This window comes from Enhygromyxa salina (assembly GCF_000737335.2).
Classification (GTDB): domain Bacteria; phylum Myxococcota_A; class Polyangia; order Nannocystales; family Nannocystaceae; genus Plesiocystis; species Plesiocystis salina_C.
Window position 1 is genome coordinate 42,822 of record NZ_JMCC02000033.1, and the last position, 24,563, is coordinate 67,384.

Sequence of the window (24,563 nt, forward strand, 5' to 3'; positions counted from 1 at the left end):
CCGAGCGCGATGTCTGCCTCTACATTTTTTGCTCGTCGTCTCCCCGCTTCGTCACTCGCCCGCCGTGGCCTTGGCGTGCTCGGCACATTGATGCTGTTGGCCGCGCCGGATCAGGACGCTCGAGCCCTCACGCTCGCGCCCCCCGAGACCGAGACCAGCCCCGAAGGCGTCGAGGTCGAGCCCGAGCCCGCGGCCGAGCCGGAGCCGGAGCCCCCGCCAACGTGGCGGTTTCGTCACGCCGACAAGCCGGTCAAGGTCGTCGTGCTCGCGGGCTCGGTCGGCGCGTGGCAGCGCGATCCCTACGCGCAGCACTTCGAAAATTGGTGCAGCAACGTCGAGGTCAAGAACCTGTCAAAGACCGGCTACGGGGCCTGGCAGCTGCGCCAGCGCTTCATGGATCAGGTCGTCGCCAACGGCTACGTGAACCTGCGCGACCCCGCGAACGAGTACTGGTTGGTGTTCCAGGGCGGCCTCAACAGCGTGGCGATGCCAGAGAAGACCAACAAGGAGATCCGCCAGCTGTTCATGTCGGCCCACCAGCGCAACATGAAGGTCGTCGCGCTGTCGCTGACCCCGTGGGGCGACGAGGGCGACAGCCGTCGCTGGAAGGGGCTGACGGGCCTGACCTATCAGGGCTACACGCAGAAGATCGTCGACTTCGAGCTGGGTCGGCTGAGTCCACAGGAGGCGCTGGGCCGGTACCTCGACGCCCGCGACCAACCAGACGCGCCGTGGGATCCAAGCGAGCTCGCGGACATTGGCGTGGATCTGTACGACTCGGCGATGCGTGACCGCGACGCGCCGCTGCGTGAGATTCAACCGTTGCGGAGGGAGCTCGAGCGCTCGAAAGAGTGGAAGCGGCGCTTCGCCGAACTGGATGAGTCCACGCGTGAACTGGCGCTCGACGAGTACGCGCAGCGGGCCGCGGAGCTGCCTCGCTGGTACATGCGCAAGGAGCTACATAGCTTCGACGACATCCACCCGAACGAGCATGGGCACCGGTTGCTGGCGCAGATCGCTTGCCCGGAGCTGCCGGATAGTTGGGGATGTGCTTGCCCGGCTATTGGTAGTGATGTGCCTGCTGAGTAGGCGTTTGATTGGTTGTTCGCGGAGGTGTGGGTGCCGAAGGGGACCGCGCACGGGCTGCAGACGACCCCAACCCGGCTAGGTCTACTCCAGTCTCGTGACCCCGCTTCCTCTCGCGTCTTCTTCTTGGCCCGACTTGTCTTCTCTTCGTTCATCTCCACGTGCGTAGATACGCCGGGTTGGGGTCGTCTGCGGCCTTGTGTGCGCTCCACGTATTTGGGAGGGCTGCTCCGATCCGGGCATGCGGGGGGGCTCGTCGGTTTGGTTGTTTGCGGAGGTGCGCGTTGCCCCATCGGCGGGCAGTTCCCCGCAAACAACCAAACGGACGAGCCCCTCCGCATGCCCGGATCGGAGCAGCCCTCCCAAAAACGACCTAGCCGGGTTGGGGCCATCGGCAGCCCGTGCGCGGTGCCCCATCGGCACGCAGTTCCCCACAAACAACCAAGCAGCGTCACTCATCCCCATCTTTGCGATCCCGACGAAAGCGTCGCCTGATCATCCACCATGCGCTCTTCCGCGAGGCCTTCGCGCTCTCTCGCGCCACTCGCTCGGCCCCCTTGCGGACCCCCGCCTTGACCCGACCGCGGAGGGTCGCCTGCTCGGCCTCTCGGGCGAGGCGGCGCTGCTGCATGATCTTTCGGGCCATGACACCAACAGCGAGCCCAAGCAGTACCGCGACGGCGACGAGAACCACGAGCAGTTCGATCTGCACCCGCGCAGTGTAGCAGGGCAGGCAGCTCGGGCTGACCAACTCGACTGGAGCGCGCGAGCAGGGGCCGTGAAGCCCCGGATCGGGCGCGGTCGTGAGCTACTTGGGATCTGGTTGGTCTGGCTGGCTGGGGTCTGGCTGGGCGAAGTCTGGGCGGGTGATCGGGTTGCCGTCGCTGTCGAGGTACTGGATCCCGCCGCCGCCGAACACGGCGTCTTCGGCGATCTTTTCCAGTGACTCGAGCACGACGGCGCCGTCGCCGACGACGAGCACGACCTGGTCGCTGGCCTGCAAGTGGGCCTGCGCGGCGGCGTGAATGGCCGCCGTGTCGACGGCGCGCAGGCGCTCTTGGTGGCCGCCGTGCCAGTCGAGGGGCAGGCTGAAGTAGTCCAGCTCGCGCATGGAGAACAGCGTGCGTGTGGCGGTTGCGAACTCTGCGGGCATGGCCAGCAGCGCGCCCTCTTGCTCGCGGCGCAGCTCCTCGGCGGTTGGGGCCGCGCTGCGCATGCGCTCGATCTCTTTGGCGATCTCGAGCACGGCGGGGCCGGTCACGTCCGAGCGGACCGAGCTGCTCGCGGCAAACGAGGAGCCGCCGCGGTTGTAGGAAAACCCGCCGCGCGCACCGTAGGACCAGCCCTTGTCCTCGCGCAGGTTCATGTTGATGCGGCTCGAGAACGAGCCGCCCAGGATCATCGCCATCAGCTGCGTGGCCTCGAAGTCCGGCAGGTCGCGGGCCGGACCGGGGTGGCCAATGAGCACCTCGGACTGCGCCGAGTTGGGGACGTGAACGAAGAAGATCGTGGCCTTGGCCGGCTTGGGCGTGCCGAGCTTGACCGGCTTGGGCGCCTTGCCCTTCCAGTTGCCAAACCGCGCGTCAAACTGGGTGCGCAGCTCGGCCTCGGTGATCTTGCCGACGACCCACAGCCGCGCGCCGTCGGGCTTGAGCCGCTTGACCCAGCTCTCGCAGTCCGAGAGCGTGACCTTGTCGAGGCTCGCGGCGGTCTCGATCTTGGCGTAGGTGTGCTTGCTGCCCCAGATCAGCGAGGGGAAGATCCGGCGCGAGATCGACGAGGCCGAGCCCTTGCTCTGCTCGATCCAAGCCTTGCGCTGATCCTTGAGCCGATCGAAGTCGGTCTGGCGCATGCCAGGCTCGAACAACATCTCGGCCGCCAGATCCAACGCCGGGCCAAGCTCGCGCTCGAGCGCGCGCAGGCTGAGGTTGGTGAGCTCGGTTCCGGCCCGCAGCCCCACGCTCACGGCGTGATCGTCTTGCGCGGCGGCGAACGCCTCTTTGTCCTTGTTCTTGGTCGCCTCGCCGACCAGCGAGCCGCACAGCGCGGACATCCCCGCTTTGCCCTTGGGATCGTTGACCTCGCCAAGATCCCACTCCATGTACATCAGGACCGTTGGCAGGGTCTGCTGCTGGACGAGGAACACCTCGACGCCGTTGTCGAGCTCGAAGGTCTCGACCTTGGGGATCGTGACGTTCTTGATCGGCTTGGGCGTGGGCCGCTCGGCACGAAACGGCTCGTCGGGCCAGCGCGGGGCCGGATCCTCCACGACCACGTCGACGGTGGTGGTGTCGGGGTCGACGGTCGTCGCTTCGCGCTCGCAGGCGGACATGGACACGGTCATCGACATGAGCAGCGCGGCGCTGGTGACGAGGCGCCGACCCGCGCGGGTGGTGAATTGCGACTTCATTGCTTGGCTCCCTTCGGGGCGGGCTGCTTGCCTGACTTCGGGCCCGCCGCGTCTGCGGGCGCCGGGACCGAGATGATCTCTGCGCGTGGCTTGGTCAGCCACTTCGCGGCCGCGGCTTGGACCGCGGCCGGGGTGAGCCCGCGGATCCGCGCGACGTAGGAGTTGGCGTAGCCAGGATCGCCCGTGTAGTGATTGAACCACTGCAGCTGGTTGGCGCGGCCGCCCAGATCCTCGAGGCCCCACACGAACCCGGCCTCGATGCCGATCACGTGGCGCGCGAGCTCCTTGGCGGTTGGGCCCTCGGCGACCAGCTTGTCGATCTCTTCTTGGATCGCCTTGGCGACCGCCGCCTGCTGGGCCGCGGCGTCGGGCTGACCGGGCGAGAGGGTCACGACCACGTCGAAGGTGCCCGAGAACCCGCTGGCCGACTGGTACACCCAGACGCTCTGGGCGATCTTTTCAACGTCGACGAGGCGCTTGGTCAGCCGGCCCCAGCCGCCCGAGCCCAGCGCCGCCGCGGCGACGTCGAGCTCGAGATCACCCTCGGCCAGGTTGGCGGGGCTGTGCCACACGAAGTGCATGCGGGTCAGGCGAGCGAAGGGATCCTCGAGCTCGGTGCGAACGTTCTGCTTTAGCTCCGGCGCCGGCACGACCGTGTGCGCGGGCTTGGGCAGCTTGGGGAAGCTTCCGAACCACTTGTCGACCAGGGCCTTGGCCTCGTCGATCTCGAAGTCACCCGCGAGCACCAAGGTCGCGTTGCTGGGCACGTACCAGCGCTTGAAGAAGTTGCTGACGTCGTCGAGGGTGGCGTTCTCGAGATCCTCGTGGCGCCCGATCGTGAGGTAGCGATAGGGGTGCCCCTCGGGGTACAGGGCCGCGGCCACGGCGAAGCGCTCGAGCCCGTACGGGACGTTGTCGTAGCGTTGGCGCCGCTCGTTGCGGACCACGTCGATCTGGTTCTCGAGGCTGGCCTCGTTGAGCAGCGCGAGCAGGTAGCCCATGCGATCGCTCTCGAGCCACAGCGCGGTCTCGACCTCGTGGCTTGGCACGATCTCGAAGTAGTTGGTGCGGTCCGAGTTGGTCGTGCCGTTGACCCCGGTCGCCCCGATCTCGCGCAGGGTGTCGAAGTGCACGTCCTCGCCGATGTGCTTGGCGCCCTGGAACATCATGTGCTCGAACAGGTGGGCAAACCCCGACATGCCCGGCACCTCGTCGCCGCTGCCGACGTGGTACCAGATGTTGACTGCGACCAGCGGCGCGGTTGGATCCCGGTGCAGGATCACCTCCAGTCCGTTGTCGAGCGTGTAGCGCTCGTGGTCGATCTCGAACTCGGCGTCTGAACTGTGCTGAAGCGCTTGCTCGCTGGTCCCAGCCGTGACGGCGTGAGGGGCGATGAGCAACAGCGGGAGTCCGAGACCGAGGATGCTGAAAAGGCGTCCGCGCGTCATGATTTCTCCGTACGATCTGCAGGCGATCTTCGCCGATGCCCGGCCCCGGGGCAAGGAGGGGTTGCGGGTCCCAATTGGGAATCGGTGCCGGAAACAGCCCGATTCGGCCATCTATTAGAGCTTGTAGATACTCCAGCGGCGTCGCGCCCGTTCCGGAAAAGCTCGCCCGTCGAGTAATGCGAGCAAGGCCGGATACACCCACGCGCGATCCCTGGCGACGGCACGCACGGCGGCCCGGACCTGCTCCGAGTCGCGCGGCAGCAACAGCTTGTCGGGCGTGGCGCCGATCCGGCGGACCGGGCCCGAGCCGGTACACATCGCGACCTCACAGGTCTCGACCTGGGCGCGCAGCTGCACGAGCAAGCTGCGCTGCTCGGGCTCGAGCTCGGCGTCTGGGAGCTGGCGGCCGCCAGGGCGCAGGCCCAGCAACCAATCGCGGCTGCGCAGCAAGCTTGGGCCTTCACGAAACAGCCGCGCGAGTCCCCGGCGGGCCTCGACGCGGCGGCGAGGTTGGCGAAACCCGAGCTCGAGCAGCTCACCCAGCAGCGCCCGCTGGCTCTCGTCGAGGATGTAGACCCGTCCGTCGATCGTGAACTCCGACGGATCCTGGTCGGGGAACAGCGCGCTGAGCAGGCGCTCGCCGCCGTCTTCGTGGACCGACTGGCGCAGCGCGAGCAAGTCGGACCAGCGCTCACGGCCGTCGCGCTCGATCCCGCGAAACAGCGGCACTTGGGCGATCGCCTTGGCGTGCTCGCGGTCTCGGCGAGCGCTGTGAAGCAGCAGTTGGGTGAGCCGTCCGCGGTCGGCCGTTGGCAGCGACGAGCCTTGGGCGAGCTTGATCATGTGGTCGATCGCCGCGGACACGATGCTGGGTATGTGCGGCTGGATCACGTCGCGCAGCCGGGCCGCGCTGGCGCTGGCCTCGGCGAGCTCGCGGGTCTCGATCGCGGCCTCGAAGCACGGCGCCTCGGTCACGCTGATGTGCGTGGTCACCAGGCCGTCCTGCAGCAGGTACAGGCGGGTGAGCTCGCCGTCGCGGGGCAGGGCGAGCGTGCCGTTGACCGGCGCGGTGATCGGGATGACCGCGAACGCGTCGTCGAACCCGCCAGCCAGCGAGCGGTTCGCCTGGCCGAGCGAGCGACCATCGATGATGATCTCGGCCGGCGCGTAGCGAGCGACGCTCTGCAGCCACTCGCGGGCGCGAGCGCGGTCGAGCTTGGCGCCGCGGACGATGATCTCGGCGAAGGTGGGATCGGTCTGCGCCGGGTCGGCCGCGCGCGACGTCCCTGCAAACCGCTGCAACGCCGCCCCTTCACCGCGACGCCAGCTCAGGCCGATGGTCTCGCCCTCTTCGTTGGCGTTTGGGCTGATGATCTGCACGCTCGCCGGTTCCAGACCAACGATCCCGAGCAGCGACAGCGCCCCCGCGCGCTCGAGCGCCGACAGAGCCCGGTGGCGACGCTGGGGAGAGCGCTTCGCGTCGAGCAGGACCGAGAGCTCGTGCAAGGTCGCGAGCGGCACGCCGCCGCCGCGCGAGCGCACCCGCAATTGCTGGCGGCCGATCTCGATCTCGACCCGTTGGGCCCCGTGGCGCAGCGCCCGACGCACGAGCTCGGCCGGCAGCTGCCACGGGCCTTGCAGCTGCGCTTGGGTCAGCTTGCGCAGCTCCGACGAGACGTCGATTGTCAGCAAGCTGGCGACGTCGATCCGCTCAACCATGGGCTTGGTCTTCCCCGCTGGGCTCGCGCGTGGGCGCATGTGGCAGGTTGGCGGTCTCGGCGACGGCGAGGGCGGCCAGCGGCGCGAGCAGGCGCGCGCGTCGATCACTGCCGAGGTCGAGGTGCTCGAGCAGATGATCGAGCAACGCGAACGCGGCCGCGTGCGGTCGCGTGGGTCGCAGCCGCTCGGCCTCGAGCAGCCAGGGATCCTCGACGTCGAGGAGCACCAGGCGGTCTCCGATCCGCCGGCTCGACCCCAGCGATCGCAGATCCAGGGTCGCCACGCTCTCGCCCAGCCCACGCACAGCGGCGCACCGCCAGCGCTCGCCATGGTCGCGGAGGTACGCGGCGACGATCCCGAGCACCAAGACGTCGGTGCCACGCGCCAAGCGATGACCCCAGCGATCGAGATCGATCGCGCCAAGCGAGGCGGCCACGGTCCGCCCGACCGGGGTCTGGGCGTCGAGCATGGGGACCCCGCGTCGGCAGGCTTCACGGCACAGCTCCGTCTGCTCGCCGCCAGCGTAGAGCCGCCCCTGTGAGCCCAGCGCCCGCACGCGGTTGAGGGAGATCGCCGCCCCGCCGCGCAGCGGGATCAAGCGGCGATGAAACAGCGACGGCAAGTGGCGAAACGCGGCCGGCTGGGCCAGCGCGCCCTGCAACAAGCCCGACAGATCCACGCCCGCGTCGAGCGTCAGACTTCGCGCCGTGCGACGCGAGAGCGAGATGCCGAGCAGCCCCAAGCCGAGCAAGCCGCAGCCGAACGCCAAGAACGGCACCCACGGGCCACCCAGCGCGGCCACCAGCGCCGGGGGGAGTCGATCTTGGATGCTTGGGGTGGACGGCGGCGACTCGGGGGTTTCACCGCTCGAGGGCTCGAGTGACTGGGCGGCGGCGTCAGACGTTGCGACGGCCAGCTCGGGACGACCGTCGACCTCGGGATCGGGCCCAGCGTCCGCGGCATCCGAGTCGGCCGGATCAGCTGGGTTGCCCGGATCACCCACCCCGGCCGGCTCACGATCTGGATCGAGGCTCGCGACCGCGACCCCAGCGGGCGGTGGCGGCAGCCCGGGGATCGAGCCGCCCGCGCCGGTCGTCCGCGCGGTCGCGTCGGCCACCCGCCAGCTCCCGTCGTCGCCAAGGTACTCGACCCACGCGTGGAGCCATGCCGACACGCCGCCTTCGTGACCCACCCAGCCAACCGCCAAGCGAGCGTCGATGTCCGCGGCGTGGAGCACCGCGACCAACAGACCGTTTTGCACGTCGCAGTCGCCAGCGCCGATCTCCAAGGTCCGCGTGACGAAGTCCTTGCCCTCGACCACCGCGATCTGGTGCTGGATCGCAACGGTGTTGCTGGTCTCGTAGCGGACCCGGTCCTGGACCAGATCGATCGCCGCCCGCGGCCGCTGCTGGGCCGGGAGCTCGCGCAGCGCTCGGGCCTCGCGGAGTAGGTCTTCGGGCAGCGCAGAGTCGCTGCGCGGCGGCAAGTTGACGATCGGCCCCGGCCCGGTGCGGTAGCGCAGCGTGCCTTCGAGCGACCAGTCGACGACCAGCACGGGCTCACCCGCGGCGCTCAGGAACACCCGCTTGGGCCCCGCGAGCACGCTGGTGCCGAGCGCGTCCGCGCTGTGGATCGGCTCGAACACCAAGCTCGCGACGTCGAGCCGATGGCCGCTGGGAACCGGCAGCGGCAGCTCGTCCCCGCCGTTGACGTTGACCGGCAGGGCGACTTCGATGCACTGGCTCGCGCACACCTGGCCGGGGTAGCGGGCGGTGGTCAGCGGTGCGATCGCGCCCGCGTCACCCGTGACTTGCTCGATGATCAACGCCGCGAAGTAGGGTCGTGCGCTGGCCGGTTCGTAGCGCAGCGCGAGCGGCTCGGCGGCGGCCGGGTCGAGCTCGCTGACCTGCGGCCCGTGGTAGCGCTTGCGAAGATCCCCGTAGCGGGTGCGATCGACCTCGTCCCCGGCCTGGGTGCCCGAAGCGCCCGGCCCAAACCCCGCGAGCCCGTACTCGTCTGGCCACAGCAGCTGGGCGGACACCACCGCCAGCACGGCCCCCGCGAGGGCCCCGAGCGTCGCTCGCCACCAGGTCGAGTCGCCCGCGAGCCTGCGCAGCAGCCCTGCGACCCGCTCGCCGATCCCCGGCGGCCGGATCCGCGCGAGCTGGTGCTCGACGAGCTGGCGCAGCTCGTTTTGCCCAAGCCGGACCAGCCGTCGCAAGCTTCGCGTGTCACGGGCGTCGCTGCGCGACAACAACAGCTCGAGGCCGTCGCTCTCTAGCAGCGCCTGCGGGGCCAGCCCGCCGGGCAGCTCGGGAAACCGGACCCGCGAGTGGCTGGTGTGGCCGGCGTTGGTCAGCAGATCGTCGAGGCACGCGGCCGAGCGGACCCGCAGCCCGCGAGAGAACAGCTCGACGCGCGGCGCGGTCCCAAGCCCCACGACCCCGCGCACGTGCCCGCGTGAAAATGCCGAGCTTGGTGGTGACAGGGCGAAGCTGGCGTTGACCGGCTGGCCGTTGACCCTGATCGGCAGCGGCGTGTCGGGGTCGTCGCGCAGACACAGGAACCGCGCGTTTTGGTGGGCTGCCTCGAACACCCGCCGCTCGTCGGCCCCGTCGCCCGCTGGACGCACCAACACGACCTGGGTGCCCGAGCGCATCTGGATCTGTGCTCGCTCGGCGTGCTGCAGGGCGCCGTCGAGGGTGACCTGCCACGGCCCGCCGTCTTCGGGCGCGCGCGGGCTCGATCGAATGGTGATCCGGGTCGGGTCAAACCGCAGGATCGACCAGAACCCCACGCCAAACCGCCCAACTTGGTTGGCGCGGTCTTCCTTGCTGGAAGCGTACAGCGAGAACAAGTAGCGACGCGCGTGCTCATAGCCCATGCCCTCGCCGTTGTCGGTGCAGCTGATCCGCGTTTGCCCGTCGCGATCGGCGATCTCGATCTCGACCGCGGTGGCGCCAGCGTCGCGAGCGTTTTGCAGCAGCTCGCGGACGAAGATCCAGGGATCCGGGCCGTAGCGATCAGCCTCGACTTGCGCGCGCTCGCGGAAGTCGTTGGCGCCCGGATCACTCACCTGATGCAGTGTAGTGGAAATCACCCGGCGGGGCCGAGATCCGCCAGCGACGGGCCCCAGCCGGCGAGATAGGCGAACCCGTCACCTGGCGCCCAACCACTCACGACCACCGACGCCCGACCGCTGGTCTCGACCCGATAGATGCCCGGTGGCACCGCGTAGCGCCGAACACTCCACGGACCCGCGCCGTCGGCCGCGGTCTCGTTGTCCTCGAGCAAGACCGCCGACTGCGGCGTGTTGTCTTCCTCGAGCCCGGTCAGCCACTCGACCTCGACCGCCGCGCCCGCCTTGGCGGTGACGAGCAGGTGGGTCTCGAAGCCCTGGGGGACCCAGACCCAGTGGCTGCCGGTCCACTGATCCACCGGCGCGAGCTGAACCATGGACGCCGAGCCCAGCCCGGTCAGCTGCGCGTTGGTCATGTACGCGGCCGCGAGGATCGGGCGATCCGCGCTCACGCTCAGCTCGTGGTCGTACTCGTAGATGGCGAAGGGCTCGTCGGGATCCATGATCACCGAGTCGAGCTCGACCACCGCGTCTTGCGCGTCGAGGTAGCTGAACACGACCTCGGTGTTGGGCTCGGTCGCCGCGACCTGGATCATTGTTCGTTCGTGGCCAAGCTCCCCGTTGGGTCCCAGCCCGACGTTGGCCGCGACGAGGCGCGGGCCGACAAACTGGGTGCCGATCAACTGCGCAGACAGCTGCTCTTGCATGTGCCCACACGAGCCCTCGTAGTCGGGGATCGCCGCGCAGGTGTGGGCCGAGAACACGGAGGTCAGGTGCTCTTGCCCGGACTCGACCATGGTGCCGCTGGTTCCATGGTCGACCTCGGCGGCGTCGATCGCCGTCGCGTCGAGGCGCAGCAGCTGACCCGGTTCGACTGGCAGCGTCACGGCGATCTGCACGGGCTCGGCGTCTTCGTCGATGATCTCGATGAAGGGCTCCCAGCTTGGCGGGATGTTGGCGATGCCAAACATCGGCGTGACCGCGACCGAGGTCCCGGAGCTCTGCGCGACCACGGCCAAGAACGAGGGCTCGCCAACGCCGGGGTGGGTGCGCCAGCCCGCGACGGGGTTGCGGGTCGACCACGCCGCCGTTGGCTGCAGCATCGTCGCGCTGGCGCTGTAGCCCGCGCCCGTTGCCGGGCTGGCCTGGATCACGATGACGGGCGCGGTCGCGGTCATGCGCAGCGTCGCGTGCTCGTGCAGGCCAGTCCCGTGGACCTCGCTGTCACCCGGCAGCAGCACGGCTTCGTCGCTGCCCGCGACCATGCGTGACTCCACGATGGTCCAGCCGCGCTCACCGTGGCGCTCGAGCGTGACCTCGACCGGGCCACTCAGCGGGTTGATGACCACGAACCCGAACGGGTCTTTCTCGAACAGGCCCGGTCCGTCGAGATCGACCCCATAGAATTCGCAGCCGATGTGGCTGGGAAACTGGGCCGCGAATTCGCAAGAGATCGACGACGCCGCTTCGCCCACGTCGAACAGAGGTGAGCTCGGACCCTCTTCGCCCTGCTCGTCCCCGAAGCTGTCGCCGTCCTCGCCCGAGTCCTCGAAATTGTCGCCGTCCTCGCCCAGCGGCCCCTCGGTCGCGCCGTCTGCAGCTGCATCGGCGCTGCTACCCACGAGCGTGTCGACGATGTTGAGCGAGCACCCAGGCGCGATCACCCAGCTGGCGACCGACGCCAACAGCGGCGCCCCAAAGTGCAGATGACCCCTCATGTCCGAAGCTCGTATTATCATGCCCGAGTCCGGTCTGATTTGCGCGCACGGGTGCCGCCGCGCACGGATCAGTCTGCCGGACTGGAGTAAACATCGCTCATGGGTACGGGCGGGCGACCTCGGCGAGGGTCCCGCTCGAAGCTGTCCGAGCTGTCCGAGCTGGCCGACCACGCGAGTGAGCAGCGAGCAGCGAGCTCGGATCCGCAAGACTCGACGCTGGCTCTTCGACCCGCCGGTGGCAGCTGCGCAGGATCGAGCATGATCTCGAGCCCCTCGCTCGCCGCCCCATCGACAGGTCACGCCTGTTACGCTCCCCCCAATGACCCCCCGCATGTGGCACCCGTTGGTTCCGGCCCTGTTGCTCGCCTGCACCCCCCAACCGCAGACCCCGGTCCAGACCAACCCCAACCCAGCCACCGCGACCCCGCCTGCTCCGATCCCCGCCTCGCCCGAGGCCGAGCAAGACACCGAGCTCGGCATCCTTCCGCCGATCGCCCCGTCTGCGGAGCACCCCTTCTCGGTCCTCGACATGCTCGACGTCGATCGGGTCTCGAGCCCGGCCCTGGCCCCCGACGGCAAGCGCGTCGCCTACGTCCTGCGCGAGACCGACATGGAGGCCAACAAGGGCCGCACCAGTCTTTGGATCGCCGGCGTCGACGGCAGCGAGCCCCGCCAGCTGGATCGCCACCCCAAGGGGATCAGCCAGCCGCAGTGGGCGCCCGATGGCCAGCACATCTACTTCATGTCGAGTCGCGCGGGGACCAGTCAGGTGTTTCGCGTCAACGTGGAGGCGGGCGAGGTCGAGCAGATCACCCACTTCCCGGTCGCGGTCGCCAACCTGGTGCTGTCCCGCGACGCGAGCAAGCTCGCGGTCTCGGCCGAGCTCTACCCCGACTGCCCGGATCTCGCCTGCAACGTCGCGCGCGAGGCCTCCGAAACAACCAGCGCCGCGACCGGCGTTGGCTATGACCGGATGTTCGTCCGCCACTGGGACACCTGGAAGGATCACCGCCGCTCGCAGCTGCTGGTCGCCGACGCGGTCCCCGGCACGGACCAAGCCACGATCGTGACCAAGGGCCTCGACGCCGACGTGCCTTCGAAGCCGTTCGGGGGCGCCGAGGAGTATGTGTTCACCCCCGACGGCCGCGGCGTCGTGTTCACCGCCCGCGCCTCGGGTGGCGGCCCCGCCGAGCCGTGGTCGACCAACTTCGATCTGTTCTGGGCCCCCGTCGACGCCAGCAAGCCGCCGGTCAAGCTGACCAGCAACCCGGCCTGGGACACCCACCCGCGCTTCTCGCCCGACGGCAAGCAGCTCGCCTATGTTGCGATGCAGCGGCCCGGCTTCGAGGCGGATCGCTTTCGCCTGATGACCGTGGCGTGGACGGGTGAGGGCTTCGAGGGCGAGCCGCGAGCTGTGACGCAGGCTTGGGATCGCTCGGTCGGCAGCTTCGAGTACGCGGCCGACGGTGGCCGGGTGTTCGCGGCCGTGGAGGATCTCGGGCGCAAGCCGCTGTTTGCGATCGACCTCGAGAGCGGCCAAGCCACGATCGTCGCGGGCCTCGATCACGGCACCGTCTCTGAGGTCGCGGTTGGCACCGAGCAGCTGGTGATCACCCACCATGATCTGCGCAACCCCGCGGAGCTCTACGTCGTGCCGATCCCAAAAAACGGGGGCGAGAACGGGGACGAGGCGGTCACCCGCCTGAGCCACCACAACGACGAGCTCATGGCCCGGACCAAGGTTGGCGAGCCCGAGCAATTCGAGTTCGTGGGTCATGGCGGCGACACCGTCTACGGCTGGCTGGTGCGCCCGGTCAATTTCGATCCAAGCACGACCTACCCGCTCGCGTTCTTGATCCACGGCGGTCCGCAGGGCTCGTTCGGGGACAAATTCCACTTTCGCTGGAACGCCCAGACCTACGCGGGTGCTGGCTACGCCACGGTCATGATCGACTTCCACGGCTCGACCGGCTACGGGCAGGCGTTCACCGACTCGATCTCGGGCGACTGGGGCGGCAAGCCTCTGGAAGATCTAAAGCTCGGCCTTGCCCACGTGCTGAAGGCCAACCCGTGGATCGATGGTGACCGGGCGTGCGCGCTCGGGGCTTCGTACGGTGGCTTCATGGTCAACTGGATCGCCGGCAACTGGCCCGACCGGTTCCGCTGCCTCGTCAACCACGACGGCATCTTTGATCAGCGCATGATGTACTACGCGACCGAAGAGCTGTGGTTTCCAGAGTGGGAACACGGCGGCCCCGAATATGAGCAGCCCGCTGCCTACGCGCGCTTCAACCCGGCCAACCACGTCTCGAGCTGGCAGACACCGATGCTGGTCGTGCACGGCTCGCTCGACTACCGGGTCCCGCTCGAGCAGGGCCTCGCAACCTTCACCGCCCTGCAGCGGCGCGGAATCGAGAGTCGCTTCTTGCACTTCCCCGACGAGAACCACTGGGTGCTGAGCCCGGCCAACTCGCTGCAGTGGCACGACGAGGTGCTGCGCTGGCTCGACGCGCACACGGCACCAACCCCCTGACCGTGCTCGAGTCTACAGTCCGGCTAGATGTGACGCGCGCTGCGCGTCCCAGGGACACAGAAAGGGCGTGGTGAGCTTCCCTTGTGTGGGGTTAAATGCCCATGGCGATGGCGGCGCGTATTTGCGCATCCGCATGCCGAAGCAGTGAGATGACCGCTGCTATGGGCGCAAAAAATGTAGGGCAGAATGCTCATATTCGCGCCGGCGATATGATCACAGTGGCACCGATCACTGTTGAATGTCCAAATCTGGCCACCTCAGGCTGTACAGGAAGATCATGCGGTCTGATCGCTCGTGTGCCCGCAGGTCAGGCGCCCAGAGAATTGTCGAGATACGAAGTTCCGGCCGGGGTAGACGTTATCAAGATATTGAAATTACTGGTATTTTGGAGGGCTCGGGGCATTCGGGACCAGCTTGATCGTCCGGCCTACAAATAATGAACCCACCAACTGTTACATACAAGACTAGCGGTACTCCAGAATGCCCCAGTTTGATCAGGATAGTTTTCATGACTTGGAGCTGCTATCTTGCCTCCGTGTCGAGTTTCGAACGCGAAATGTCCGCAGCCGTGAAAGACGTGCAACGATCCGTCTTTCTCGACCTAATTCGTTCACATCCGGAGATGACCCTCGCGGAGCTATCAAAGCTCAGCAAAGGTCAGTTTTCGGGCTTGTTGTCCAGCGTGACCGTGGGTGAGGTCATCAACGCTGGGCGCGAGTTTGATGACACCGGGCCGCAGGCGGCCAGGACTTCTGGGTCGCTGATGACATTGAGCGGTCCCAGCGGCGCAGCTGGGCCAGTCTCGGACCCTCGCTCTGGTTCGATGGGCGCCCTCGATCCGGGCGAGTCGGGCGAAGAAGTCAACACCCGGACCGCCGCCGGTCGCCGCGAGTACGACCAGCAGGTGCTCGCATTCGTGCGAGATTCAGATGAAGCCGTATCGGCGACCGAGATCCGCAACCACATCGGGGGGACCTCGCTGCAAGTCCGCAAGGCCGTCGCCCGGTTGATCGAGGCCGAGCAAGTCACCTGGCAAGGCAAGGCCAGGGGCACTCGCTACAGCGCGCTCTAGCGTCGCGCGTAAACGCTCGGAGAAGCCGCCCCTCGCGGGGTGCCGAGCGTGCGACCGCTACTTCGCTGCCCACGGTGAGCCAGTCTACGAAGGCGTCCGCAAGCGGACGAGAAGCCCTCGCCCGAGCTGAAACAGTTCTCAGCTCGGGCGAGGATCTCTCGCCCGCTCGCCGCGAAGCTCCAGATTTTCCCACCTAATAGGGCTGAAATTTCTGAGTGCTCGCGCGGCGACGATTCATGTCTGCCAGCTCGGCGGGCGTGAACGCCTCGGCGCTGCCTTTGGGCGCGTGCTCGCGGATGAACTTTTCGATCAGGCGGCGGGCCGACAGCGCCGTGTCTTGGCGGGCGTCGTCGAGCTCCGAGTTGTCGACCTTCCCAAACCCGGGCAGCTGGGCGTTGGCGCTGGCCTCGGGCTCGTCGCACTCGTCCCAGCGCTGGAACAACAGCTCCTTGCGCGCCCCGAGCCCGCGACCCGTGTCGGCCCAGATCTTGTCGAGCTCACCGCCAAGCCGCTGCAGCCGCTTGTCGAGCTGCTTTTTCTGGAAGGTCACCGCCATGCCCAGCCGCATCTCGAAGGTTGCCTTGAGCAGCTTGTGCTTGATCCGAGCGTAGGGATCATCGCCGGCTGCAGCGGACAACAGATCACCCGGGCCGCCCATGCCGATCTGCGTCCAGCTGGCCTTGGCGCCCTTGTTGCGAAAATCGACGCGACCGTCGGCCCGCAGGGTCGCCACGAAGCGTCCGCTGGGATCGCGGTAGACCAGCTTGCCCTTCTCGTTCTTGAACGAGTAGTCGACCTGCGCACCCGCAGGCGCGGCTGGCCCTTGCATGGCGCCGGAGCCCACGCCCGGGTTGTTGACCGAGTCTTCGTAGACGCCCCGCGAGCCGTTGAGCAGCGCTGGATCGACGACCACGCCGCTCCCCGTTGTCGAGGCGCGCGCGCCGTCTCGCATGCCATGCAGCGACACGCCTGGAGTGTCGTGGGTCTCGGACTCTGTATGGGTGAGATCCGGCGGCGGCTCCGACCCTCCACGCGGGCTCGGGTTGTTGGACTTGGGTTGATCGATCGGGGCGCGGGCGTCGGGGCTCACCGCGGGCAAGCCGGGTTCGCCCGTTGGCTCGGTCCGCGCGTACGGCAGCGGCACGGTCTCGAGTGGGATCACAGCGCCAGGCGTGAACAGCTGATCCGCCACCCCGGCGCCTCCGCGCCCGGTTCCGTCGGGCAGCAGCGACGCCGCGAACACGAGGCCCACGTGAAACACCGCGGAACCAACGACCGCCCAGCTCCACAGCGAAGTCACCCGCTGGTTCACGAGTCTAGCCTGCCGAGCTCGCAGGTAACGCTGGGACATCCCACCGCTGCGGAGTGTAGGGCATCCGGCGCCCGATCGACCATGACGGGCCTATAAAGGTGCGCGCTGGGGGAGCCACACGCCCGATCATTCCCCCGCGAACACCCCAGGTTGGCCAGCTCTGCGAGGGAGCGCAGCGACCGACCCGCCCCCCTATGGAGGTCCGTACACGCCCGAATCCTCGAGATCGTTGGGTTGCTGGGTGTCGGCGGGCACCCCGGCCGGGCCGCTGACCCAGCTCCCGCTGGTCGCGGCGAGATCCTCGGTCCGCATGCGCATGTTGGTGCGCGTGATCGAGGACCGGAGCACGTCGGAGGTCCCATAGGTACCTGAGGCAAAAGCGCCGGTCTCGGGCGCGCTGCGGACCACGCCTCGGTCCAGGCGCGACGTGATCAAGAAGTGCCCGCCCGCCACGATGATGCCCGCGAGCAAGATCCACACGGTCAGCCCGTTGAGGCTCCCGCCCGAGTGGATGATCGCAGCCTCGCGGTCGCCGAGTGTCATGTACGCGGCGACGGTCCCCACGGCCACCAGCGCCAGCAGCACCAGCGAGGCCCGGGTCCCGGCTTGCTTGTGGTCGTGATCTTGATCCACGAAGGCCAACATCACGGCGTGCAGCGCCAGCGCCATCGCAAGCCACACCAGCACGGCGCCGACCAACCAGGACACCAAAGAGAAGCGCGGCATCGGGGCGGTCACGCCCTCGAGTGAGGCCACGATCTCGTCGAGGCGCTCGCGCTGGAACCCGAAGTCGTTGGGCAGCGCGGCCATGATCACGATCGTGGCCGTGCTGCCCGAGGGCGCGAGCACGCACTCGTAGACCAGCTCGTTCACGCTCCAGCGGGCCCAGACGACGCGCTCGCCGTTGGAGATCTCGCGGATCTGTGCCGCCTCGGGGGGCTGCTCGCCGACGATCGGCGCGACGACGCTGGCGAGCGCCTCGATCGCCGCCGCGTCGGTCGAGAACACCTGCTCGGTGACCGGCTCGGGCCGCTCGAACACGGCGACCGTCTCCGCGAAGAGATCACCGTCGCGCTCCGAGAGGACCTGCTCGAGCCGCAGCCCAAGCGCATCTTTCCACTCGCCCGCCCGCCGTTGAGCCGCCGGCGCTGCGCGGGCGCTCTCGGACCAACCCAGCGGCGCCACCACCCGCGCGGCCGCCCGCGCGACCACAGGCCACGCGATCACCAGGGCGAACAACACAGCGAAGGCAGTCAGCCGGGCACGGGAATTACGCACGTCGTGAGATCCTGCCGCAAACCCTCGGCAACTCCAACGAACCGACGAACGCTCGCGTGAGCAAGCGCGGATCGACTCGTTCAGAATCATATGACGGCAATCAACAGTGTTTTAATTCCGATAATTTTTGGATATTAGGGCGATCTAACGGGGTTCCGCGTCTGCGGCGACAATATTACAACATTATTAACAGTGTATTACGACTTGAATCGCGTCTGATCCTGCGGCAGTGAGTAACTCAGGCATGGATTCGGACAGCCACTCACGGAGCTTCGCCAAGGCACTCAGCTGGCGCGTGTTTGCGCTCGCGATCACGACGGGTGTCAGCTACATGCTCAGCGAGAGCGTCGCGGTGGCCGTGTCGATCGGTGTCGCCGATTCTGCGATCAAGATCGGGGCGTACTACCTGCACGAGCGCGCGTGGATCGGGATCCGCTTTGGTCGCAAGCCGGCCGACGCTACACCACGCGGCGCATGATGACCGCCGAGATGTTGTCGGGCCCGCCCGCGCCGTTGGCCGCCTCGATCAGCCGCCGCGCCGAGCTGCGAACGTCTCGCTGACCGACCAGCGCCTCGATCTCGTCGATGCGCAGGACATCCGAGAGCCCGTCGCTGCAGACCATGAGGTTGGTGCCGAGCGGGAACTCGAACTCGCGGATCGTGGGCGCGCCCTTCTTCTTGCCGTGACCCAGACACCGGCTGATGCGACCGCGGTACGGGTGCACGGCCGCCTGCTCGGGCGTGATGAGCTGCTGATCCACCAGCTCCTGGACCACGGTGTGATCCGTGGACAGCTGAAAGATTCCCTCTTCGGTGACCGCGTAGGCCCGACTGTCGCCTGCCCACGCGACCCAGATCCGGTCGCGGATGCCCATGATCATCACGCAGGTGCAGCCCAAACCCTGGGCGTCGGGGTTGGCGATCGCGTGCTCGTCGATCGCCTCGCTGGCCACGTGAAAGGCTTGGCTGAGCAGCGCTTCGTTGTCGACCTTGCCGAAGTGTTGCTCAAGGTAGCCGAGGATCGCCTCGACGGCGAGCGCCGACGCGACCTCGCCAGCGTTGTGGCCACCCATGCCATCGCAGACCAGCGCGACGTAGTAGCCGCGACCGTCGTCCTCTTGGATGGCGATCGCGTCTTCGTTGTGGTCGCGCGCCCGGCCGGGATCGCAGGCGCCTGCCATCTGGATCTCGAAGGTCCCGGCGTGGTGGGTACGCTTGAACAGTTTGTACATGCGGAGAAGCCTATGGAGAGTATATATGACCCCCACATGGACCTCGGCGGCTGCTAAACAACCCTCATCCAGGATAGCCACTCGCGGTTTCCGTCGCGGCCGGCGATCGTGGCGGCGATGTGACCGCGAACCGTGAAGCCCAGCTCCTGTGCGGCGGCCTCGACGTTGGTGAGCGCAGCCTTGCGTGCCTCGTCGTCGCGCACGATGCCTCCCTTGCCGACCTGGGCTCGGCCGACCTCGAACTGGGGCTTGACGAGCACGATCACGTCGGCGCCCGGGCGCAGGCAGGGGCGCATGTGTGGCAAGACCTTGGTCAGCGAGATGAACGAGCAATCCGCCACGGCCAGATCGATCGGCTCGGGGATCTGGCCGGGCTCGAGCTTGCGGATGTTCTGGCGATCCATCACGACCACCCGCTCGTCGTTGACGAGCTTCCACGCCAGCTGCCCGTAGCCAACGTCGATCGCGTAGACCCGCGCGGCGCCGGCTTGCAGTAGACAGTCTGTGAACCCACCCGTCGACGCGCCCACGTCCATGCACACGCGGCCGCGTGGATCGACGCCGTCGGGTCCAGCCGAGAACGCATCGATCGCGCCGCGCAGCTTGAGCCCGCCGCGCGAGACATAGGGGTTTGGATCCCCGCCCTTGAGCCGCAGCGGAACCGAGGGATCGACCGGCGTGCCCGGCTTGGTCACGGTGTGATCCCCAACGACCACTTCGCCGGCCAAGATCAACGCCTGGGCCCGCGTCCGCGAGTCGCACAGGCCCCGCTCGACGACCAACTTGTCGAGTCGGAGCTTGCCGCCCTCCGTCTTGCGCGAGTGAGCCATGCGGTTGGTTCGTGGGCGCCCCATGCACACAGAAAATGTGTTCAGAGCCCCCCGGGGGCACGTTGGGGCGACGAGCCAATGCCTACAGCAGTCCGCGGCGGCGAGCGAGCCGCGACCTGCTGGCCAAAGTGCGAAACCGCCGGTTGGGATCGTGGACAGCCGGTATGCTCGCCCGCGTGATCGTGCTCGCACCGCCGAAGTCCGATGCTCCTGTTTGGGAGTCGTGGCGCTGGTTGGCCACGCCCGACGAGCGCGTGCTGTGGGCGATCCTCGCCGGGGCTGCGCTGCTCGCTGCGTGGGGGGCGTGGCCGGCGTGCCGGGCCGCGTGGTCAGCCTGGCGAGGCAATCCCTGACTTGACGCGGGGCCCTTGCACCCGTGCTGGCGTTCGGCTAGCTTGTCGGCCCCTTGGGGCTGTAGCTCAGCTGGGAGAGCGTCGCGTTCGCAATGCGAAGGTCAGGGGTTCGATCCCCCTCAGCTCCACAAACTCCGACAGACCCCGGCCCCATGCCGGGGTCTTTCGGTTTTTTCTCTTTTGCCCCCAGCCCCCCCGACTCGACCCGTACTCGGCTTCGCCTCCGTGCGGATCGACACCCTCGCTTTGCTCAGGCCCAAGGTCGGGGCGTCTGTGGGAACGCTTCGCTCCCTTTTACCCCCACCCACCCCGACTCGACCCGTACTCGGCTTCGCCTCCGTGCGGTTCGACACCCTCGCTTCGCTCAGGCCCAAGGTCGGGGCGTCTGTGGGAACGCTTCGCTCCCTTTTTTACCCCCACCCACCCCGACTCGATCCATGCCCATCACGCTCAGTCCGCGCCAACGTCAGCACCTCAAGGGGCTCGCCCATCCGCTCGAGCCCGTGGTTCACGTTGGTGCGGCTGGCGTCAGCGAGGCGGTCGTCCGCGTGCTCGGCGAGACCTTGCTCCGCCACGAGCTGATCAAGGTGAAGTTGCCCAAGCTCGACGACGCCAGCGCCCGCGAGGCGCTCGCCAACGAGATCACGCTTGCGAGCGGCGCCGCGCTGGTCCAGCTGCTTGGCCGCGTGTTGATCCTCTACACGCCCCGCGCCAAGGACCTGCCGGGCAAGCCGCGGATCCAGCTCCCGGCCGCCTGAGTTCGCGCTCGCCGAGCGCGGGGGGTGAAGTTTGGCAAGTTTGGTAAGTTCGCGCGGTGCCACCCCAGCGTACCCGTGTTGACCAAGGATTCCGCGCCCGCTCTGGCTTTGGCTGCGCGCTGATCAGCCTGGCGCTGATCCTCGGCGTGGCGTGCGAGCGCGGTGATCGGCCTGGCACGCGCGCGCCGATGGGCCCGCCGTTGTCGTTCGAGACGACGACGCTCGAGCCCACGCTCGGTCAGGCCACGCCCGCGCTGGCGATCCTCGAGCAGGAGCTGGCGATCAACTTCGCAAAGCTGAACTCCGACGCCGTCGAGGACCCGGCCTACTTCATGGCCTACGACCTGGTCGACCAAGAGTCGCTGTGGCTCGCGGCCAACGACGGGGCCCTCGACAAGCGCCACGTCGACCACGATCGCAGCGTCGACGTGGACCTGCGCGTGGGGGATCCGATGCTCGACAACGGCCACCCCACCAACGGCTACTACGGGGGCAACGGGCTGGGCACGGGCATGCAGGTCAGCCTCACGGACGAGAGCCTGTCGCTGGGCCAGGCGCTGTGGCTGATCACCGAGCTTCAGTATCAAGACGCGCTCGAGTCGTGGATCCAGGCGATGAGCGACGAGTCGATGCTGACCCGCGAAGACGAGCCGCTGCACCCCGACTTCACCATGGTCGACGAGCCGCTGGTCCACATCGAGGGTCGGCAGGAGGTCGATCTCGAGGTGGTCGCCGAGCAGTGGGCGCCGGTCGTCACCAAGCTCTCGGGGATCCTGGACGCGGACCCGGTGGTCCAGCAGGCCAGCGTGATGCTGCAGGCGGTGGTCGAGAACCGCAGCTACGTCGACACCGAGGGCGCGAAGGTCCAGAGCGGCCGGGTTCGCGTTCGCCTGATCATGGTCGGCACGGCCCAGGCCGAAGACGGCATGGCGATCGAGCGGTTCTTGTCGTTCGACCGCCACACCGCTGACCAGCTGCCAAAACCCGCGGAGCTCGAGGCCATGGCCGAGCAGCTGCGCGGCGAGCTCCTGGCCCTGCGCCTGGCGCCGATCGCCGAGCCCTACACCGGGCCCGCCGTGCTCGAGGGCCCGGCCGCCGGGGTGTTCTTTCACGAGATCTTCGGCCACCGGCTCGAGGGCCACCGGCAAAAAGACGACTACGAGGGCCAGACCTTCACCAAGATGCTGGGCCAGCAGATCCTGCCGCCCTTCATCGACGTCTACGACGATCCAACCTTGGCCACGCTCGACGGGACCCCGCTCAACGGCCACTACTTCGTCGACGACGAGGCGATCTCGGCCCAGCGGGTCTCGCTGGTCAGCGAGGGCGTGCTCGAGGGCTTCTTGCTGTCGCGCTCGGTCGTGTCTCCGTTCACGCAGAGCAACGGTCACGGTCGGCGCGAGCGGGGCCACCGGGTGGTCTCGCGGCAGGGCAACCTGATCGTCTCGGCCCGCGAGACCGTGCCCGAAGCCGAGCTGCGCGAGCGGCTGATCGCAGAGGCCAAGGCCCAAGGCAAGCCCTACGGGGTGTGGTTCTCGGACATCCAAGGCGGCTACACGATCACGGATCGCTCGGGCCCGCAGGCGTTCAAGGTGCTGCCGCTGATGGTCTATCGGGTCTGGACCGACGGCCGCCCCGACGAGCTGGTCCGCGGCGTCGACATCGTTGGGACCCCGCTCGCTGCGTTCGAGACGATCGTCGCCGCGGGCGACGAGCCGGGGATCTTCAACGGCGTGTGCGGGGCCGAGAGCGGCTGGGTGCCCGTCAGCGCGGTCAGCCCTTCGCTGTTGCTGAGCAAGCTGGAGATCGAAAAGGCCATGCACGAGCGCGACAAACCACCCTTGCTGGCACCACCACCGCGGGATCGTGGCCTTGGCGGCAGCGCCCCTGCAAAGAAGGCGGTGTCGAAGTGAACGGTCGGCGAAGGTTCTTTGCCCAGAGCCTCGGGCTGGGGGTGTTGATCGCCGAGCTGGTCCCGCTTCGGGCCGCGCTGGCGGCCGGCGAAGAGGGGCAGTCGGAGCTCGCGGCGATGCAGGCCGAGCTGCTGCGCGGCGTCGCCGAGCTGCGCTTGCCCGACGCGGCCGAGCCCTACGCGGCGGAGCTGCGCGCGGTCCGGGCCGACAGCCTGATCCTCGATGGGTCCTACGGCGGGGTGATCGCGGACATGTACTCCCGCGACGCGCTGGCTTCGGTCACCGTTCGGGTTGGCTCACACGAGCGGGACAACGGTAATTTTTTTGGCGCCGGCAACGTGCAGCCGAATTTTCAGCTGTGCTTCAACCCCGACCCGATCGCCTCGCGCAAGCGGCTGTGGCTCGCGCTGGATCAGAGCTATCGGGCCGCGAGCGCCGGCTACAAGGCCAAGCTCAGCGCGATCGATCGGCTGGCGGACAAACAGCTGCCCGTCGACCGGGCCGCGCTTCCGGCGGCGTCGCAGGTGATCGACCTGCAGTGGGCGCCCAACGCGACCACGCTCGTCGACCCCGATCCGGCCCGCGCCAGCTTTGATCGCGCGGGCCTGCGCGCGCTCGCGGGCGAGCTCTCGGGTCGGTTCTCCGCGCACCCCACGATCGACAACGGCGACGTGATCATTCAGGTGCTGCGCAGCCACGAGACCATGATCGACACCGAGGGCGTCGCGCTTGGGCGGGTCTACACGCGCGCGGTGTTTGGCGTGATCGCCCAGACCCAGGCCCCTGACGGCATGGAGCTCGACCACGGCCTGGCGCTGCATTTTCAGCAGGCGCCCACGGCCGAGGAGCTGCGTGAGCAGGGGGCGGCGCTCGTGGATCAGGTCCTGCGCGAGCTCGAGGAATTCATCGCCGCGCCGATGCTCGACGAGGACTACGACGGCCCGATCCTGCTCGGCCCGACCGCGGCGGCGCAGCTGCTGGCCAGCACGATCCCCGTGCAGGCCGGCGGCGAGCCGGCGCCGCTGTCCGACTACGGCAGCCTGCTCGAGTACGAGCCGCACTGGCAAGGGCAACTTGGCAAGGCCGTGATGCCGGACATGATCGATCTGGTCGACGATCCCTTGGCCGCCGGCTTTGGCCACTACACCCGCGACGACCAGGGCATCGCCGCGCAGCGGGTCGAGCTGGTCCGCGCGGGCGTGCTGCACAGCTTGCTGATGACGCGGCGGCCCAACAAGCACATTGATCAGAGCAACGGTCACGCGCGGGCGACCGCGGGCGGCTACCTGGGCGCGACGATCTCCAACCTCACGCTGAGCAGCCGCAAGCGCGGGCTGGATCAAGCCAAGCTCGAGCGCGAGCTGCTCGACCGCGCCCGCGAAGATGGCTACGAGTTTGCGTATGTGATCGACAGCTTGCGCGACGGCTCGGTGCTGGGCTCGGTCCCGCGTGACTCGGCCGCGCTGTTCACCTCGGGCCGGAAGATCTCGCTGCCGTTGCCAAGCCGCGTGTTCAAGCTCGAGCGCAAGGGCAGCGCGATCGTCCGCACGCTCGTGCGCGGGGCCCTGATCGCGCCGGTCTCGATGCGCGTGTTTCGAAGGATCCGCGCGGTCGGCAGCGAGGCCCAGACCCTGCCGCTGCGCCTGTCGCCGGGCATGGCTGGCGGGTTTGGGGCCGAGCTTGGGCTGGCGGGCTTGCTCGCGCAGACCGTTGACGCCCAAGTGACCACGCCCGCGTTGCTGCTCGATGGGCTCGAGCTGGTGGTCGAGCACGGCGAGAACGAGCGCCTGCCGATCTTGGATCACCCGCTGCGGCGCTGAGT

At 68.2% G+C, this 24,563-nt stretch carries 18 protein-coding genes and 1 tRNA gene; 9 read left to right on the forward strand and 10 right to left on the reverse strand.

The features are described from left to right. Positions 1-9: 9 nt before the first annotated feature. On the forward strand, positions 10-1,089 hold the full coding sequence (locus DB30_RS14525) for an SGNH/GDSL hydrolase family protein (RefSeq protein ID WP_205632981.1): 1,080 nt from the start codon (positions 10-12) through the stop codon (positions 1,087-1,089). 448 nt (positions 1,090-1,537) lie between these two features. Here the strand turns inward: DB30_RS14525 and DB30_RS14530 are convergent, their stop codons facing one another. From DB30_RS14530 to DB30_RS14555, 6 genes are all read right to left on the reverse strand, one after another. Further along, positions 1,538-1,798, reverse strand: a complete 261-nt coding sequence (locus DB30_RS14530; protein WP_146658907.1) for a hypothetical protein — start codon at positions 1,796-1,798, stop codon at positions 1,538-1,540. A gap of 96 nt (positions 1,799-1,894) precedes the next feature. Beyond that, positions 1,895-3,496, reverse strand: coding sequence for a M16 family metallopeptidase (locus DB30_RS14535; RefSeq protein ID WP_052549199.1), 1,602 nt, complete (start codon positions 3,494-3,496; stop codon positions 1,895-1,897). Beyond that, positions 3,493-4,896 (reverse strand): M16 family metallopeptidase, encoded by a 1,404-nt coding sequence (locus tag DB30_RS14540; protein ID WP_165703763.1) that lies wholly within the window; start codon positions 4,894-4,896, stop codon positions 3,493-3,495. Before DB30_RS14540 ends, DB30_RS14535 begins: the two co-directional genes overlap by 4 nt. A gap of 162 nt (positions 4,897-5,058) precedes the next feature. Then, positions 5,059-6,663 (reverse strand): hypothetical protein, encoded by a 1,605-nt coding sequence (locus tag DB30_RS14545; RefSeq protein WP_146658911.1) that lies wholly within the window; start codon positions 6,661-6,663, stop codon positions 5,059-5,061. Further along, positions 6,656-9,739, reverse strand: a complete 3,084-nt coding sequence (locus tag DB30_RS14550) for a sacsin N-terminal ATP-binding-like domain-containing protein (RefSeq protein WP_052549205.1) — start codon at positions 9,737-9,739, stop codon at positions 6,656-6,658. The genes DB30_RS14545 and DB30_RS14550 overlap by 8 nt, the downstream gene beginning before the upstream one ends. 20 nt (positions 9,740-9,759) lie before the next feature. Further along, positions 9,760-11,460, reverse strand: coding sequence for an IgGFc-binding protein (locus DB30_RS14555; protein WP_052549207.1), 1,701 nt, complete (start codon positions 11,458-11,460; stop codon positions 9,760-9,762). A gap of 319 nt (positions 11,461-11,779) precedes the next feature. On the opposite strand from DB30_RS14555, the gene DB30_RS14560 reads away from it, so the two are divergent. Further along, positions 11,780-13,993: a dipeptidyl-peptidase 5 gene (locus DB30_RS14560; RefSeq protein WP_240480234.1), complete on the forward strand. Its 2,214-nt coding sequence runs from the start codon at positions 11,780-11,782 to the stop codon at positions 13,991-13,993. Between the two features lie 622 nt (positions 13,994-14,615). Beyond that, complete coding sequence (locus DB30_RS14565; RefSeq protein WP_052549209.1) at positions 14,616-15,065, forward strand: hypothetical protein; 450 nt, start codon at positions 14,616-14,618, stop codon at positions 15,063-15,065. A gap of 193 nt (positions 15,066-15,258) precedes the next feature. On the opposite strand, the gene DB30_RS14570 is transcribed toward DB30_RS14565, so the two are convergent. Both DB30_RS14570 and DB30_RS14575 read right to left on the reverse strand, forming a co-directional pair. Beyond that, positions 15,259-16,377: a hypothetical protein gene (locus DB30_RS14570; protein ID WP_052549211.1), complete on the reverse strand. Its 1,119-nt coding sequence runs from the start codon at positions 16,375-16,377 to the stop codon at positions 15,259-15,261. 192 nt (positions 16,378-16,569) lie between these two features. Beyond that, entirely contained in the window at positions 16,570-17,655 is a 1,086-nt protein-coding gene (locus DB30_RS14575) for a hypothetical protein (protein ID WP_146658917.1), read from the reverse strand. A 244-nt stretch (positions 17,656-17,899) separates the two neighbouring features. Here DB30_RS14575 and DB30_RS14580 point away from each other — a divergent pair, with 244 nt between their 5' ends. Further along, positions 17,900-18,133 carry a DUF2061 domain-containing protein gene (locus DB30_RS14580; protein WP_052549215.1) on the forward strand — a complete coding sequence of 78 codons (234 nt, stop codon included), beginning with the start codon at positions 17,900-17,902 and terminating at the stop codon, positions 18,131-18,133. Here DB30_RS14580 and DB30_RS14585 read toward each other — a convergent pair. Together DB30_RS14585 and DB30_RS14590 are read right to left on the reverse strand one after the other, a co-directional pair. Continuing rightward, positions 18,114-18,887: a PP2C family protein-serine/threonine phosphatase gene (locus DB30_RS14585; RefSeq protein ID WP_052549217.1), complete on the reverse strand. Its 774-nt coding sequence runs from the start codon at positions 18,885-18,887 to the stop codon at positions 18,114-18,116. The genes DB30_RS14580 and DB30_RS14585 overlap by 20 nt on opposite strands. Positions 18,888-18,940: 53 nt before the next feature. Beyond that, positions 18,941-19,717, reverse strand: a complete 777-nt coding sequence (locus DB30_RS14590; RefSeq protein ID WP_052549219.1) for a TlyA family RNA methyltransferase — start codon at positions 19,715-19,717, stop codon at positions 18,941-18,943. 176 nt (positions 19,718-19,893) lie between these two features. Here DB30_RS14590 and DB30_RS14595 point away from each other — a divergent pair, with 176 nt between their 5' ends. From DB30_RS14595 to DB30_RS14615, 5 genes are all read left to right on the forward strand, one after another. Continuing rightward, entirely contained in the window at positions 19,894-20,070 is a 177-nt protein-coding gene (locus DB30_RS14595; protein ID WP_153258327.1) for a hypothetical protein, read from the forward strand. A 55-nt stretch (positions 20,071-20,125) separates the two neighbouring features. Then, a tRNA-Ala gene (locus DB30_RS14600) sits at positions 20,126-20,198 on the forward strand. 309 nt (positions 20,199-20,507) lie between these two features. After that, positions 20,508-20,828: a YhbY family RNA-binding protein gene (locus tag DB30_RS14605; RefSeq protein WP_052549223.1), complete on the forward strand. Its 321-nt coding sequence runs from the start codon at positions 20,508-20,510 to the stop codon at positions 20,826-20,828. Between the two features lie 56 nt (positions 20,829-20,884). Then, a complete protein-coding gene (locus DB30_RS14610; protein ID WP_052549225.1) occupies positions 20,885-22,741 on the forward strand; it encodes a metallopeptidase TldD-related protein in 1,857 nt (618 codons plus the stop codon). Continuing rightward, the gene (locus DB30_RS14615) at positions 22,738-24,561 is read left to right on the forward strand and encodes a metallopeptidase TldD-related protein (RefSeq protein ID WP_052549227.1); all 1,824 of its coding nucleotides are present in this window, start codon (positions 22,738-22,740) and stop codon (positions 24,559-24,561) included. Before DB30_RS14610 ends, DB30_RS14615 begins: the two co-directional genes overlap by 4 nt. Positions 24,562-24,563: the final 2 nt, after the last annotated feature.

Excerpts from the sequence above, each read along its gene's own strand:
- DB30_RS14605 (WP_052549223.1), top strand. The coding sequence starts at position 20,508 with ATGCCCATCACGCTCAGTCCGCGCCAACGTCAGCACCTCAAGGGGCTC.
- DB30_RS14525 (WP_205632981.1), top strand. The coding sequence starts at position 10 with ATGTCTGCCTCTACATTTTTTGCTCGTCGTCTCCCCGCTTCGTCACTC.
- DB30_RS14580 (WP_052549215.1), top strand. The coding sequence starts at position 17,900 with ATGGATTCGGACAGCCACTCACGGAGCTTCGCCAAGGCACTCAGCTGG.
- DB30_RS14585 (WP_052549217.1), bottom strand. The coding sequence starts at position 18,887 with ATGTACAAACTGTTCAAGCGTACCCACCACGCCGGGACCTTCGAGATC.
- DB30_RS14590 (WP_052549219.1), bottom strand. The coding sequence starts at position 19,717 with ATGGCTCACTCGCGCAAGACGGAGGGCGGCAAGCTCCGACTCGACAAG.
- DB30_RS14565 (WP_052549209.1), top strand. The coding sequence starts at position 14,616 with ATGACCCTCGCGGAGCTATCAAAGCTCAGCAAAGGTCAGTTTTCGGGC.
- DB30_RS14545 (WP_146658911.1), bottom strand. The coding sequence starts at position 6,663 with ATGGTTGAGCGGATCGACGTCGCCAGCTTGCTGACAATCGACGTCTCG.
- DB30_RS14555 (WP_052549207.1), bottom strand. The coding sequence starts at position 11,460 with ATGAGGGGTCATCTGCACTTTGGGGCGCCGCTGTTGGCGTCGGTCGCC.
- DB30_RS14560 (WP_240480234.1), top strand. The coding sequence starts at position 11,780 with ATGACCCCCCGCATGTGGCACCCGTTGGTTCCGGCCCTGTTGCTCGCC.
- DB30_RS14535 (WP_052549199.1), bottom strand. The coding sequence starts at position 3,496 with ATGAAGTCGCAATTCACCACCCGCGCGGGTCGGCGCCTCGTCACCAGC.